This is a genomic window from Pseudomonas sp. F220, from assembly GCF_057813935.1.
Window position 1 is genome coordinate 359,897 of the sequence record NZ_JBVASJ010000002.1, and the last position, 15,813, is coordinate 375,709.

Annotated in this window: 8 protein-coding genes and 1 rRNA gene; 4 read left to right on the plus strand and 5 right to left on the minus strand. The window is 58.8% G+C overall.

Annotated features, from left to right (window positions below; translation table 11 throughout):
• Positions 1-43 precede the first annotated feature (43 nt).
• On the minus strand, positions 44-1,312 hold the full coding sequence (gene dgcN / locus ACZYSM_RS03520) for a diguanylate cyclase DgcN/YfiN (protein WP_489068882.1): 1,269 nt from the start codon (positions 1,310-1,312) through the stop codon (positions 44-46).
• A gap of 475 nt (positions 1,313-1,787) precedes the next feature.
• On the opposite strand from dgcN, the gene ACZYSM_RS03525 reads away from it, so the two are divergent.
• The 4 genes from ACZYSM_RS03525 (at position 1,788) to ACZYSM_RS03540 (ending at position 6,211) form a co-directional block, all read left to right on the plus strand.
• Complete coding sequence (locus tag ACZYSM_RS03525) at positions 1,788-2,639, plus strand: sugar phosphate isomerase/epimerase family protein (protein ID WP_489068884.1); 852 nt, start codon at positions 1,788-1,790, stop codon at positions 2,637-2,639.
• A gap of 12 nt (positions 2,640-2,651) precedes the next feature.
• On the plus strand, positions 2,652-3,710 hold the full coding sequence (locus tag ACZYSM_RS03530) for an isopenicillin N synthase family dioxygenase (RefSeq protein WP_489068886.1): 1,059 nt from the start codon (positions 2,652-2,654) through the stop codon (positions 3,708-3,710).
• Between the two features lie 45 nt (positions 3,711-3,755).
• Complete coding sequence (locus tag ACZYSM_RS03535) at positions 3,756-4,556, plus strand: ABC transporter substrate-binding protein (RefSeq protein WP_489068888.1); 801 nt, start codon at positions 3,756-3,758, stop codon at positions 4,554-4,556.
• A gap of 119 nt (positions 4,557-4,675) precedes the next feature.
• Complete coding sequence (locus ACZYSM_RS03540; RefSeq protein WP_489068890.1) at positions 4,676-6,211, plus strand: amino acid ABC transporter permease/ATP-binding protein; 1,536 nt, start codon at positions 4,676-4,678, stop codon at positions 6,209-6,211.
• 142 nt (positions 6,212-6,353) lie between these two features.
• Here the strand turns inward: ACZYSM_RS03540 and recD are convergent, their stop codons facing one another.
• From recD to rrf, 4 genes are all read right to left on the minus strand, one after another.
• Positions 6,354-8,441 carry an exodeoxyribonuclease V subunit alpha gene (recD, locus tag ACZYSM_RS03545; RefSeq protein WP_489068892.1) on the minus strand — a complete coding sequence of 696 codons (2,088 nt, stop codon included), beginning with the start codon at positions 8,439-8,441 and terminating at the stop codon, positions 6,354-6,356.
• The gene (gene recB, locus ACZYSM_RS03550) at positions 8,438-12,130 is read right to left on the minus strand and encodes an exodeoxyribonuclease V subunit beta (protein WP_489068894.1); all 3,693 of its coding nucleotides are present in this window, start codon (positions 12,128-12,130) and stop codon (positions 8,438-8,440) included. The genes recD and recB overlap by 4 nt, the downstream gene beginning before the upstream one ends.
• Positions 12,127-15,579 carry an exodeoxyribonuclease V subunit gamma gene (gene recC, locus ACZYSM_RS03555; RefSeq protein ID WP_489068896.1) on the minus strand — a complete coding sequence of 1,151 codons (3,453 nt, stop codon included), beginning with the start codon at positions 15,577-15,579 and terminating at the stop codon, positions 12,127-12,129. Before recC ends, recB begins: the two co-directional genes overlap by 4 nt.
• Positions 15,580-15,734: 155 nt before the next feature.
• Positions 15,735-15,813: ribosomal RNA gene (gene rrf / locus ACZYSM_RS03560) — 5S ribosomal RNA — on the minus strand; the annotation flags it as partial.

The following is a 15,813-nucleotide window of genomic DNA, read 5'->3' on the forward strand; positions in this document are numbered from 1 at the left end:
CCGCGCTCACCACAATCGACACTCGGCGGTTTTCGGTGTGGATTCATCGCCTGGTTTGAACAAGTGCGACAGGATGCTCCGACCCCGCCGTCTGCTGCCCGCCTTGGGCGAGGCATTTGGCTTGAGACATCGCCGCATCGGCGGCATCGAGCAGAGTGCCTGGAGTAGCGCCATGATCGGGATAAATGGCAATCCCGATGCTGAGTGAGCTTAAGACTGAGGTATTGCCTGGCACCTGGATCGGAGTGTCCATGCTGGCAATGATCTTGTCGGCAATGCGCTCGGCGTCCTCGTCCTTGTGCAGGGGCGTCAGCAGAACGGCAAACTCATCTGCGCCCAGTCGCGCGATCAAGTCATCTTCGCGCAACTGCGCTCTGACCCGCGTAGCAATGGCAACCAATACCGCATCACCGGCCGAGTGACCAAAATTGTCGTTGATGTCTCTGAACCGGTCACTGTCGAGAAACAACACCGCGACCCGCTCATCGAGTTTGTTCGCGCTGCGCAATGCGCGGATCAGCCGGCCCTCGAAAAACGCCCGATTCGGCAGACCGGTGAGGCTGTCATGACTGGCCTGGTGGGCCAGCGTTTCGTTTTCGTTTTGCAGATTCGTCTGCCAGGCTTCCATTTCATCGAGCAAGGCATTGAAGTCGTTACCCAGATTATTCAGCTCGGCAATCTCGGCTGGCGGTACGCGCTGATCGAAGGCTCGTTTGCTACGCGCGGCGTGGGCCACGCTGGCCAGACTGCGCAGCGGGCCAGTGATTCCTTGAAGCTGACGTCGTGCCAGGTACAGGGCAACCCAAGCACTCAGGGCCGTGCACAACACAATGCCGGCCAGACCACTGAGCAAAAAACGCAACAGACTACCGCCATGACCGGTGAGCAGGATGCTGCCGATTTCCTGGCCCTTATGGAGGATCGGCAGGCTGATCGGCTTTTCCAGAAAGGTCTGGGCTATCTGAGTTTCCAACTCAGAGAGCAACCCGGTTGCCGGTCGCTGCCAACGCGCCAGCAACCGACCGTTCTCACCGAAAACCTGCACGTCTGCCACCTCTTCCATGGAGGCGATCAACGCCAGCGCTTCAGTCGCCGCGACCTTGTCGTCGAACACCACTGCGGCTTCCACGGTGTAGTTGATCGAGCGAGCAATCAATTGCAGGTTGTGATCGGCATAAACGCGCAAGGCCAGCCCCCCAAGCAGGCTCAAGGAAAGGCTGGCCAGGGCCACCGCTACTAACGCGACAATCAAATGCCCGCGACCAACGACCGAGCGCAGGGTCGGACGGTTATCGAGCTTGAATAAACTCATGGGGCCGCCATGCCGATCGGCGTTTCTGGCAGGACAGAAGCGAGGGAGGTCAACCAACAGAGAATGGCGGACGGCAGCAACTGCCTCCAGCCAACACTGCGTTCTGTCGTCGAGACGGCCACGTCCATGCAGGGATTCTCTTCAATCGTCAGGGCGATGCGGAAACGGTAGCACAGCTGGTGAAACCTTCACGAAACAGCGTTCATTGATAGCCGGCTATTTGTTTAGAAAACCCTGAAGTAACGATTTGAGGTTTCCTATTCTTCTCTGCCTCGCACCCTGCTTACCATCAATGCCAGCGTGACCTGTGACCGCAAGCGGTCGTAATAACAATAAAAATTAACAGCGATATAAGTGAGAACGGATACACAGAGATCCGGCTCATGAAAACCTTTTACTACTGCCATAACAGCCCGATTCGGTCACGTACCGCCGTCGAGCCTTGAGTAGTTGAAGGAATCGTGGAGGTTCACTAATGAAACTTGAAATATTCCGTACCCTCTGGGGCTATACCGCGAGCAAGGCTCAGGCACTCGATGAGTTACTGGAGGCAGGCTTCGACGGCATGGAGGCCCGCCTGCCGCTGGAAGCCAGTGAGCGAGCCGAGTTCGGCGCCTTTCTACGGGCCAATCGACTCGGGTACATCAGCACGGTTTTTACCGCCTATGACGTGTTGCCGAAACAATCCGCACCGCCCGCCGAACACCTCCTTGATCTGGACAAAAAACTCGCTTGGGCCGCCGAGCTCAACCCACGCTTCGTCAATGTTCTGGCCGGTAATGATCGCTGGCCACTGGCGCAGCAGGTGGAGTTCTTCGGGCAGGCCATGACGCTTGCGCGCAAGCACGGGCAAGTCTGCAGCTTCGAAACCCACCGTTCGCGCTCACTGTTCAACCCCTGGCTGACCCTTGAGCTGATCCGGCAGCTGCCCGACTTATTGTTCACCAGCGATATCAGCCATTGGATCGTCACCTGCGAACGCTTGTTGAATGACCCGGCGGATGACCTGAGCGCCTTCGTCGAGCGCGTGCACCATATCCAGGCCCGAGTCGGTTATGACCAGGGCCCGCAGGTTCCCCATCCGGCTGCACCGGAATACGCCCGGGAACTGGCCTTCCATCAACAGCACTGGGAAGCCATCTGGCGCTCCCAACAGGCTCGCGGCTATCAGGTCAGCACCCTGACGCCAGAGTTCGGCGCCGACGGCTATTTGCATCACCTGCCCTTCACCAATGTGCCAGTCGCCGACCTGTGGTCGCTGAATATCTGGATGGCCAAAACAGAGCGCCAACACTTCGACCGTTTTACCCACTCAACCCGTCCGTGAGGTTTTTGCGTCATGCCTGAGAAGATCAATAACAGCCCGGCCCAAGCCAACTTCAAAAGCATTCCGGTGGTGGATATCGCCGGCCTTTTCAGCATCGAACGGGAACATCGACTGGCCGTCGCTGAGCAGCTCGGGGCGGCTGCCAGTGACGTCGGCTTTCTCTACATCACCAGCCACGGCATTGATCCGCAGCTGATCGCCAACTTGCGCCAGGCCGCCAAGGACTATTTCGATCAGCCCTTCGACACCAAGATGCAGCATTACATCGGTGCCTCGAAGTCGCATAAAGGTTTTGTCCCGGAAGGCGAAGAGGTTTACGCCAAGGGCAAACCGGATCACAAAGAAGCCTTCGATATCGGCTTCGAAGTCCCGGAAAACGACCCTCTGGTGCTGGCCAACACCCCTCTGCTCGGGCCGAATGAATGGCCGCTGCTACCCGGTTTCAAGGAAGCGGTGCAGGCCTACTACGCGGCGATCTTCGCCCTCGGTCGACAGCTGTTCGGTGGCTTCGCCCTGGCATTGGGCCTGGAGGAAGACTATTTCGACAGCATGGTCACCCGACCGCCATCAAAGCTGCGGCTGATCCACTATCCCTTCGACGACGCAGTCCAGGATGCACCTGGTATTGGTGCGCACACCGACTATGAGTGCTTCACCATTTTGCTGGCTGACAAGCCGGGGCTGGAGGTGATGAACAACCTCGGCCAATGGATTGATGCGCCACCCATTCCAGACGCTTTCGTGGTGAACATCGGCGACATGCTCGAAGTCATGACCGCGGGCGCTTTCGTGGCTACCGCTCACCGTGTGCGCGCAGTGAGTGAAGAGCGCTACTCCTTCCCGCTGTTCTACGCCTGCGACTTCCATACCCAGATCAAACCACTGCCCAGCTTTGCCAAAGCCGAGCAGGAGTATGAACAAATCGCTATTGGTGAACACATGTACGGCCAGGCCTTGCAGACATACCAGTACCTGCGCAAGCGGGTAGAAAATGGCGAAATCCAGCTACCCGAAAAAGCCCGCAAGCCATCGAGCTTCGGACATTTGAAAAACCAGGCGCAGCCTTCCTGAAACCCAGTCGTCGGCCACTACTTCCCTACTTTTGAGGCACCGAACATGATCACTAAAAACACCGCATCGCGCCTGACCCTGCTTGCCGCCGGCCTGCTCTGCGCCACTGCCAGCCTTGCCACAACCACCGCGACACCGGGCCAGTTAAAGATCGGCATGGAAATCACCTACCCGCCCTTCGAGTCCTACGATGCCGAGAAAAACGTCGTCGGTTCCGACCCTGAACTCAGTCACTCCCTGGCCAACCATATGCAAGCGAAGGCCGAGTTCGTCGACACCAAATTCCCTAGCCTGATCCTCGGTCTGAATGCCGGGCGCTATGACGCAATCATCTCCGGCATGTACATCACCCCGGAGCGCCAGACCCAGGCCCTGACCATTGCCTACGCCAAAACCGGTGCCGCGGTCATGACGCCGAAGGACAGCGACCTGAGCCCACAAACCCCAGAAGAACTCTGCGGTTTGAAAGTCGGGTTGGAACAAGGCACTACGTGGGTCAGCGAATTGCAGAAGCTCTCAGCCGAGTACTGCGTGCCGAACAACAAGGGCGCCATTAGCCTGAGCGAATACCCGTCCGCACCAGAAGTCACTCAGGCGCTGCTGTCGAAAAACATCCAGGCCCAGTTGGAAATCGCTGGCGCTGCGAAGATGATCGCCGAACGCACCAACGGTCGAGTGGTGGTGACGACCAAACACCTGATCTATCCACAAACCCTCGGTATCTTCGTCAAGAAAGGCAATGACGCCACCTACCAGGCGCTGCTTGAAGCCTTCGCGCAAAGCAAGAAGAGCGGCGAATACGCAGCGATCCTGAGCAAGTACAACCTGGAAGCAGTAGCCGACTGACGAACTTCGCGGGCAACCACGTCTCTCTTGGGAGCGTGGCTTGCCCGTGATCGAGCCGGGCCAGGTACGGATGCAGCGCTCGCCATGATTTCAGCGACATAAGGCAGCTTGAGGTATTTATGCAATTCGATTGGTCCTACTTTTTCACCCTGTTCTCGCTTCCCAGCTTCTGGCAGGCCTGTGTCACGGTGATTGAACTCAGTGCACTGGCGTGGTTCATCGGCATGCTTCTGGGCTTTTTGCTGGCGTCGGCCAAACTCTCCAGCGCAGCCTGGATCAGGACACCAGCGTCGGTTTATATCTGGTTTTTTCGCAGTATTCCGCTGCTGGTGCTAGTGGTCTTCGTTTACAACCTACCGCAGCTGTTCCCGGCCAGCGGCTCGGTGTTGTCCAATCCGTTCTATTCCGGGCTGCTCGCTTTGGTAGTGACTGAAGCGGCGTACATGGCGGAAATCCATCGCGGCGGCCTGATTTCGGTCGCCAAGGGCCAGAAAGAAGCCGGACGTGCTTTGGGTATTGGTACGATCGGGCTGCAACGGCTGATCGTGATTCCCCAGGCCTTTCGTATCTCTTTGCCAACGCTGATCAACGAATACATCACCGTGGTGAAACTGACGTCGCTGATCTCGGTGATTTCCCTGACCGAACTGCTCACCGTCGGCCAACGCCTGTACGCGCAAAACTTCCTGGTGATGGAAACCCTGGCCGCAGTGGCGGTGTATTACGTGCTGATCGTCAGCGTGTTCGGTTGGCTGTTACAGCGCCTTGAACATTCTTTGGACTTGAACCAGCGCAAGCCAAAAACCCTCGACGATGCCGCCGTGGCCGAACTCAAGTCGGTCATCTCCTCGCAGGTCATTCAGACTCGCACCCAATCGAATTCTGGTGCGGACTGCATCCTGCACTTGCAGGACATTCATAAACGCTACGGCGACCATGAAGTACTCAAGGGCATCGAGCTGAAGATCAACAGTGGGCAGGTGGTCTCCATCATCGGACCGTCCGGGTCAGGCAAGACGTCGTTGATTCGCACCATCAACGGCCTTGAGAGCATTGATCAAGGTGAGATCATGCTGTTCAGCGAAAGCTTCATCAACGCCGGCGACAAGCCCAACAGCGCGCAAATTCGTCGTGGTGTGCGGCATATCGGAATGGTTTTCCAGAACTTCAACCTGTTCCCCCATCGCTGCATTATCGACAACATCACCCTGGCGCCGCGCTACCACGGCATCCCCAAAGTTTTGAGCGAACAACGCGCCTATGCGCTGCTGGATAAAGTCGGTTTACTGGCACATGCGCACAAATACCCGCATCAGCTTTCCGGCGGCCAGCAACAACGGGTAGCGATTGCCCGGGCCTTGGCCATGGAGCCACAGATCATGCTGTTCGACGAACCGACTTCGGCCCTCGATCCGGAGCTGGTGGGCGACGTATTGAACGTAATCCGCGATTTGGCAAAGGAAGGGATGACCATGCTGATCGTTACCCACGAGATGGATTTCGCGATGTCGATTTCCGATCGGGTAATTTTCATGGAAGGCGGGAATATTCAGCTGGATGCAAGCCCACACGCTATACGCAATGAGCAGACTGGAGAGCGGGTCCGACGCTTTATGGGCCTGCCTGCGACCGAAATGACGCTGAAAGCGGTGTAGAGCTGCCCCCTGTAGGAGCGAGCTTGCTCGCGATGGACGTTAACGATAACGCGCTCAGCCTGAATAACCGCGGTGCCTTGAGGTTTTTCGCGAGCAAGCTCGCTCCTACAGGGGTGCGCTTGCCTCCTCGCCCTGACAGCTATCAGCCCAACTCAAGCATCAACCCGCTCAAGCGTTTGACCTTGCGCCGCACGGCCTCTTCGAAAACACCTGGCCTTGGCTCAATCAAACTGAACCAGTCCTTGGCCCGGGTAATCCCGGTGTAGATCAGCTCCTTGGTCAGTACCGGATTCAGTGCATCCGGAAGGATCAACGCGGTGTGGGCGAACTCGGAACCCTGGGATTTGTGCACGGTCATCGCGTACACGGTTTCCACGTCATTGAGCCGGCTGGGCAATACAAAACGCACACCGCCTTGGCCATCGTTGCGCGGGAACGCCACGCGCAGTACCTGGCGACCCGCATCAGGGCCGTCACGCTCTGGCAGTTTCAGGGCGATGCCAATGTCGCCATTCATCAAGCCCAGGCCATAATCGTTGCGGGTCATCAGCACCGGGCGACCTTCGTACCATTGCTGATCGCTGTCGATCAACCGGGCCTTGAGCAGCGCGCTGGTGATACGCAGGTTCAAGCCATCGACGCCCCAAGGACCCTTGCGCACCGCACAGAGCAACTGGAAGGCATCGAAGGCTTGCAGCACGTCGCGCGCCCATTCTGTCCAACGCGGATCCTCGAGCGCTGTGTCGGCTGCCGGTCGCTGACTGCGCAGCAAACTCAAGTAATGCCGATAGCCCTGCGGACCCTCGCTGTGCCCTTCAAGCAATAGCCGCTCCAGAGCGCGGTCCTGCTCACCCTTGAGCGCCAGCGAGAACAAATCGGCATGGGTGCGAACGGCCAGCAGTTTGCGCGCCTCGTCGGCCTGCTGCTGGTTGACCCAGCGCGCCAGTTGACCAATACCGCTGCCCTCACCAAAACGCCGCGAATGGCGCAACATCACCACCTGCTGAGCCAACGGATGAACGCCCTCGGTATCTTCCTGCAAGCCGCTGGCACTCAGACTTTCACCGCTGACTGCCTCCAGCCAATCGCGAGTCTGCGGGCTGTACCAACCGGCCTCGGCATCACGGCACAAGTCACCAAGTACCGCGCCGGCCTCCACCGAGGCCAACTGATCCTTGTCGCCGAGCAACACCAGTCGGGCATGCCCCGGCAAGGCATCGAGCAGGTTAGCCATCATCTCCAGGTCGATCATCGAGGCTTCGTCGACCACCAGCACATCCAGCGGCAAACGATTACCCGCGTGGTGGCGAAAATGGCGGGTGCCCGGACGGCTGCCGAGCAAACGGTGCACGGTGGTGACTTCAGAGGGGATTTTGTCCCGCACATTGTCAGCGACTGCCAAGGTACGAACCTGTTGGCTGATGGATTCGGTCAATCGTGCGGCGGCCTTGCCGGTGGGTGCGGCGAGACGGATTCGGAGCGGTTTGCCGGACTCCACGGCTGGCGCCTGCAACAGCGCCAGCAGACGCACCACCGTGGTGGTCTTGCCGGTGCCCGGCCCGCCGGTAACGATGCTGAAAGCACCACGAGTGGCCAGCGCACAAGCGAGTTTCTGCCAATCAATCGGCGCCCCGCTCCTGGCCGCACCGAACAAGCCACTCAAACGCTCTGGCAGATCATCGGGCGTTGCTTCATAGGCCGCTAGCCGCTGGCGCAGCGCGGTGTCGATGCGCCGTTCGTAAGCCCAGTAACGACGCAAGTACAAACGCTTGCCGGACAACACCAAAGGGCGCTGCTGCGCGTCGTCACTACCATCGGCGGCCAGCGCCACCAACCTGCTGGACGCCAGGACCTTGCACCAGTGCGCGCCGTCCAGCGCTTCGAGCAGTTGCGAAGGCAACAGCATGGAGCTTGTCTGCACATCCCCTTCCGGCGGCAACGACAGGGCGAAATCCGGCTCCTTGAGTGTCTCGAACAGATCCAGGCAAACGTGGCCGTGGCCCAGTTGATGACTGGTCAACGCCGCCGCCAGCAGCACCAGCGAGTCGCCTTGAGGCTCAAGCTCATGAAGGAAGGCCACAAAGGCTTTGTCCAGCGCCCTCAGCCAACCGCGCTCGACCCAGCGCTCAAGCAACAGCAGCAGATCTTCGGCTCGGCTCAGCGGTGCCAACTCGGCCAGGCTTTCGGCGGCCAACGGTGTGGGCAGTAAATCGGCAAAGGAACGACTCATAGCAATACTCCTTGTTCCCAGGCGGGCTCGGCCTTGGGTTGCTCCGGTTTACCCTGAAACAACCAATCCAGTCGCTCGATCAACTCCCGTGGCGGACGAGTGAAATACACGCCCTGGCTCGGCGCTCGGGTACCGCGCAAGAACAGATAAAGCGCCCCGCCCATGTGCCGGTCGTAATCGTAATCGGCCAGTCGCACCTTGAGTTGGCGATGAAGGGCCAGCAGGTACAACACGTATTGCAGGTCGTAGCGGTTGTCGAGAATCGACTGTTCCATCGCTTGCTCGGTATAGGCTGCGTCATCGACGCCCAGCCAGTTGGACTTGTAATCGGCGACGTAATAGCGCCCTTCGTGCTCGAACGTCAGATCGATAAAACCCTTGAACATACCATTGAGCAACACCGGTTCGGCCGCCGCCCGGGCAACGCCGTTATGGGTGTATTGACGCACCAGCTCATCGAGTTTCAGCACATCGACTTTATGGCTGGCGAACCAGAATTCCATCTCGACCCGGTACTGGGTGAGCTGCTCGAACACCACCGGCGGCTGTCCCGCGCCGATGCGCAGTGGCGCTTGAAGCAGGTGCAGCAACCAATCGTTCAAGGTGCCGATCCAGCCTTCCCAACCACGGCGATTGCAGCGACGGGCGATCGCGTCTTCGACGCTTTGCGGATCGGCGGCGAAGCCTTCGTTACCGGCCCACTCCAGCAGACCATGGAGAAAGGTCCCGGGGTTCGGCCCACGGGGGAAACGGTGAATATCGCCACCACTGGCAAGCACTTCTCGAGGTGCATCCGGGTCGAGCCGCTCGTCGTCGAAGAGCTTCTGTGCTTGCGGACTTTCCGGCGCTTCGTCGCTACCGGCACTCATGCTCTCGCCGATGCGCAAGGCACTGTACGAGGCGATCCACCAGTTCTCGGCGGCCTTGCGTTTGGGAATCAACGGCGCGAGCAAGACGGCTTCGTTGCGCGGCGGATTGAAACGGATCTCGCCGGCGGCGGGCATTTCGCTGTAGTTCAGCGCCTCACAGCCTTGTTGCAAATCTTCCAGCCAGCGACTCAAGCCAGCCGACTCGGTCAAGAGAGCACCGCCGCCCAACAGATAACCCAGCGCCGATAGATGCAGGACAGAACTGTTGTTATTGCCGCGTTTGAGGTCGGTGACGCCCAACCAGCAGGCGTGTTGCGCACGGGTCAACGCTACGTAGAGCAACCGTAGGTCTTCAGCCAGACGCTCTTCATCGGCTTGGGCGATCAGCTCGGCGGTGGGCTTCAACGACACCTGCGCCTTGCCCAAGGCGTCGTGGTAATGCAGCGGCAGGCGACTGCCATCCACCGGTTTTGCCGAGCAGATGAACGGCAGAAACACCAGCGGGTATTCAAGGCCTTTGGACTTGTGGATGGTCACCACTTTCACCAATTGCTCATCACTTTCCAGTCGCAGAATCTGTTCTTCACCCGCCTGACCGGACAACGCCAGATGTTCGGACAAATGCCGGATCAAGGCTTGTTCACCATCCAGTTCAGCGGCGGCTTGCTGCAGCAGTTCGGACAGGTGCAGCAAATTGGTCAGCACTCGCTCGCCATCGCTGCGAGCAATCAACGCCTGAGGCAACTGGAAGTCATGCAGCAGACGACGCAACATCGGCAACACGCCCTGGCTACGCCAGATCGCCCGATAACCACGGAACTGCATGACCCGTGCTTCCCAGGCCAGCTCGTCCTGATTTAGGCGCTCCAGTTCGGCCAGTGGCAGGTTCAGCGTGATACAGGCCAGTGCGGCACGTAATGGCCGCTCGACATCCGGCTCGGCGCAAGCCTTCAGCCAGGCCAGCAGGTCATGCGCCTCCTGAGCGGCGAACACCGAGTCCTTGTCCGATAGGTAGACGCTGCGTACCCCACGGGCGGACAGCTCACCGCGTACCGCCTGGGCCTCTTTGCCGTCACGGACCAGAATCGCGATATCAGCCGGGAGCAGGCCTCGCAACGCCTTACCGTCACGAACAAAACCCGCCCGGCCCTGCTGACCACCATTAAGCAGCGCGACAATTTCACTGGCGCAGGCACCCGCCAGTTGTTGCCGGTAAACAACGCCCGACAATGGCTGTTCGGCGGACAACTGCCAGATATTCAGCGCAGGCAGCGGCTGACCATCGATCTGCAAAACTTCTTTGCGTCCCTGAGAAGCAACGGGCAGAAACGGCACAGGGTTCTCGCCGTTCTTTTCGCGGAACAGAAACGCACCACGCCCAAGTTCACGGGACTCAGCGCGCTCGAACACATGGTTCACCGCGTTGACCATTCCATGGCTGGAGCGGAAGTTGGTGCCCAGCGTATGCAGACGTCCACTGGTGGCCTGACGCGCGCGTAAATAGGTGTAGATATCGGCGCCCCGGAAGGCGTAAATCGCCTGTTTCGGGTCGCCGATCAGGAACAGACCGCATTCGGGATTGTTGTCTTCGATGCGGTAAATGCTCTCGAAAATCCGATACTGCACCGGATCGGTGTCCTGAAACTCATCGATCAACGCAACAGGGAACTGCTCGCGGATCAAGGTCGCCAGACGCTCACCGCCATCGGCTTGCAGCGCCGCGTCGAGCCGCAGCAACATGTCGTCGAAGCCCATCTCGGCGCGGCGACGCTTTTCTTCTTCGAAGCGCGTACCGACCCACTGCGCAGCATGTTGCAGGACGGCAGCATCCGGGGTTGGCAAGGCATCCAGACTGGCTTTCAGACCGGGCATGGCGTCCAGTCCCGGATGACTCGGCGCTTGGCCTTTCCAGGCTTCGGCCATGCCATCCGGTGTCAGGCGACTGAAGCCAGTGCCGATATCCAGTTGCTCCTGGGATTCGTCCTCGGCCCAGGCGCTGATTTTTTCGAACCAGGGTTCGAAGTAACGCGCCTGCATCTTGCGTCCATCGACGGTCTTGTTAACAACAGCTTGCAGGCAGATATCCCGCAGCTCGGCCGCCCACTGCAGCCAAGGGGTCTTGAGTTGCAAAAGGGCCTCGCGCCGTTCTTGCAGGCAAGCGGTAATCAGCTCGGCAGGATCTTTGCCGTCATCATGGCCTCGCTCGCTGGCGAACAAGGCTCGCACTCGCGGCAACAAAGCGGCCGGCCCGCCCCAGTTGGCGCGCACCCAGCTCAGCGCATCACCTTGCATCGGGTAGCAAAACAGCCGCCAGTAATCGCGCAGCACTTCACCGAGCAAATCGCTGTGATCGGTTTCGAGGGTCTGGGTAAACAGGCTGCCGCTGTCGAAGGCGTGCTCGCGCAACATGCGCTGACACCAACTGTGGATCGTCGAAACGGCTGCTTCGTCCATCCATTGAGCGGCGATATCCAGGCGATTGGCGCACCCTGACCATTGCTCAGGGCTGTACTGCTCGCGCAACTCGACGATCAGGTCATCCGGTGCCGACGTTTCGTCGCGGAAGAACCGCGCAGCTTCGGCCAGACGAGTGCGGATACGCTCACGCAGCTCCTTGGTCGCGGCATCAGTGAAGGTCACCACCAGAATTTGCGGCGGCAGCAGCTCGCGCCCAAAACCGGCGGCATCGCCACCGTGGCCAAGCACCAGACGTAGGTAGAGTGCAGAGATGGTGAAGGTTTTGCCGGTCCCGGCGCTGGCTTCGATCAGTTGACTGCCGCGCAAGGGGAAAGCCAGCGCTAGAGGTGTCTTCGTTGTCATGAGCGAGCCTCCTCGCTGGCCAATGATCGCCACGGGGCTTCGAGCAATGGTCGGTAAAGAGCGTTGCACCAATCAGCGAAGGTTTCGTCAGCGATGAGTGCGTTGTAATCGGGGAATTGCCGAGCCAAGGCCGGGCTTTCGCGACGCTCTCCGTCGGTGGTCTGACCGTCGCCTTCATAGGCTTTACGCGCGGCAGCATCGGCTTTGACCGGATCGGTCTGGCCAAGCCAGCCGAAGGCGGTCTTCACCGCTACCGGCAATGGCTGACACATACCGGATTGCCAGGCCTGCAATAGATCGCCCAAGGCTTGAAGGGCTGCGCTCTGCTCTATGGGAGCCAGCAACAAAGTGTCGTCACTGGCCACCAGCGCGGTGGTCATCGACAACCCGCTCGCACAAGCCGCCAGATGATTGACCCAGGGCCGGGTCAGCCGATGCCATTTGCGAGTCTTGATCGAACCAATGCTGTTGGGAATCGTGGTGACAGCCAACAATCCGCCATCGCTGCGCTGATGCAGACCACTGAGCCAACCTTCCAGGCCGACACCGTGCTGTTCGAGACTCACCGGCAAGGCACTGTTGAGTGGCGTCGGCCACAAGGCCAACAACTGCTGATAGCGTTGCAGCAAATCAGGCAATGGCTCGATCAGTTCCTGTTGCAGACGCTCACCAAACCCGGCCATAGGCAATAGACCGCTGCCCTGTAGGCGTTTTGCATGAGCCTCCAAGGCCAGATCGGGTTGATCCGGATCGGTAAGGGCCGCTTCGAGCAAGCTGTCGCTCAGGCTATAGCGTTGCAACGCATCGAGGACAAAGGGTTCCTCATCCGCCAGCGGCACCTCGGCGGCTTCGAAAAATACCTTGAGCCGTTGGCTGAAGAAATGTCGCGCCGGGTTTCGCAGAAAATCCTGCAATTGACTCAGGCTCAGCGGTTCTTCCTGAATATAGGCCGCCAGCGCAGTAAGCTCAGCGACTTCATCGTGTGTCTGGTGAAGTAACTGCCACTCACGTGCATAGCTGAACAGCTCGTCACCTTCGTGGAAATAACGGGCGCTGAAGGGTTGCAGTGGATGCTCCTGGGTCATAGCGTCAAGAAGCAGTTCATCGCTATTCGAGAGGTGCCAACCGCTGGCCAGATGGTCACGCAACTGGCCGATCAATACCGACGCCGGGCGCTCGCTGTTGTCGCGAATGCTGCGACCGACCCAACTGATGTAGAGCTGATCTCGCGCCGAGAGCAACGCTTCGAGCAGCAAATAACGATCATCCTCACGCCTCGAGCGGTCGCCGGGGCGGTAATCACTGCCCATCAGGTCGAAGTCCAGCGGCGGCTGCGCTCGTGGATAGTCGCCGTCATTCATACCAAGCAGGCAGACCAGTTTGAAAGGAATGGCACGCATCGGCATCAAAGTACAAAAATTCACCGCACCGGCCAGAAAGCGTTGCGATAAGCGGCCCTGGTCAAGCCCCGCCAGCCAGGCTTCACGGACTACGGTCAGCGGTAACTCATCCTGCAAACCTACCGACTCGCAGGTTTCCAACCAGCTTTCGCGCAACTCTTCGAGCTGGGCCAAAAGGTAGTCGTCATGTTCATTACTGGCCAGGAAGAACAACTGCACCAACGCTTGCAGACGCTCACCCCATTGCTGCGGCGGCGCAGGTAGCGAGAGCTCCTGATGGGCAATCTGCAACGAATCAAGCAATGCCACCAACGGACCAATCAACGCTGCGTCCAGACCTCCGATTTCATCGTAAGGCTCGATACCGTCACAAGCCGCTCCGCTGCCTACGGCATAACCAAGCAGCATCCTGCGCAGGCCAAAACGCCAACTGTTTTGCTCCAGTTCATCCGGCAGACCAAGCCCAGCGCGCTGCTCGGCATTTATGCCCCAGCGAATACCGGCACCTTCAATCCAGCGATGCAAGGTCGGCAGGTCGCGCTCCTCTACGCCGAATCGAGCACGTAAGGCCGGAACATCCAACAGATCGAGAATCTCGCTGACAGGGAAACGACTGTCGGGCAGTTTGAGTAGATGTTCCACGGCGATCAGCAGCGGATCGCGGCCTCGCTGGCCTTGGTCGGCCAACGTAAAGGGAACGAAACGTCGGTCATCTCGCTCCAGTTGGCCGAATACTGCACGGATATGTGGTGCATAACTGTCGATGTCCGGGACCATCACAATCACATCGCGAGGGCGCAATTGCGGGTCGGCGCTGAAGCGGGCGAGCAGTTGGTCATGAAGAATTTCGACTTCACGCTGGGCGCTGTGGGCGACGTGAAAACGAATCGACTGGTCTTGGGCAAGATCAACCGCAGGCCAGAGCTCGCGGGTCTCATTCAGAGGGCGCAGCTCAAGGATGTCGTCTTGTAATTGGTTGAGCATATTCTGCGGCTGGCTTTCGCTGAACAGATCGATCCGCCCATCACGAAAAGCCGAGCGATAGCTGTTGGGATCGTCATAGCTGTCGAGCAAATTGATGTAGTCACGACCCTGTTTGCCCCAAGCTGCCAGCAACGGATGTGCATGTTGATGCAGGGTTTGCGGATCAAGCGCTACGGGCATTCCGGCCTTGCGCGCCTGGCGCTTGTATTGGTGCCGTAACAGGTCTTTATCGGCGACGATGTCGGCCCAATGATGACGACATGGGTTGTGTACGCAAAGCAAAACCTGACTGAAACGCGCCAATCCAGCAAGCGCTTCCAGGGCCTGGGCCGGTAACGAAGAAATGCCGAAAACGATCACCCGGGATGGCAATCCTTTGGGAGCTGTATCCAGGCTGTTGATTCGCTCAATAAAACGTTGGTGAACCCCGGCACGACTTTGCGCCATGCCTTGCTCACCCACGTCCAGCAGCAACGCGCGCCACAACTCAGCCTGCCAGCAATTTGCGGCCGTCAGCGCCTTGGCTTCGCCCCTGCCATTGCGCAGTTGATGACGCCCTGCTGCCCAGTCTTCCAGCCAATCAGCTCGATAAACTTGATATTGGTCGAACAGATCCGCCAAGCGTTCAGCTAACTGATAGCGCTTACGTAGATCAGTGTCGTGGGTAAGGAAGCGTTGCAAGGGTTCGAAGTGCGGCTGATCAATCAGCTCGGGCAACAAGCGCATCAGGCGCCAAGTCAGCGGGGCTTTATCCAGCAGGGATTTAGCCGGAATTTCATCACGCCCCAGCACCATTCGATAGAGCTGCCACATAAAGCTACCGGGCAATTGCACATCGATGGCGGCCGCTATTCCGCAGCCTCCCATATCGTCATCTTGCGGGTCTTCAGCCAACGCGAGCTTCAACCACTGGGCGATACCATTGCTCTGCACCAGGGCGATTTCATTTTCCAAGGGGGCGAGCGGATAGCGTCGCATCCAACTGACCACAAGACTACGCAACTCGTCCAGACGGTTACCGTGAACCACCATAAAACCAGCACTGAGGGACGTCGCGTCCGGCATAAAGGCTTCCTTGGAAAATGCAAAAGCGAGGGTCGAACCTTAGCACTGTCGGACGGCTGTGGCAGCCGTGTAGCACCGAGCGTTTGAGCACCCACTTTCCTGCAGGCAAAACAAAACCCCTACCTGCATACGCAGATAGGGGTTTCGGAATTTAATCTTGACGATGACCTACTCTCACATGGGGAAACCCCACACTACCATCGGCGATGCATCGTTTCACTGCTGAGTTCGGGA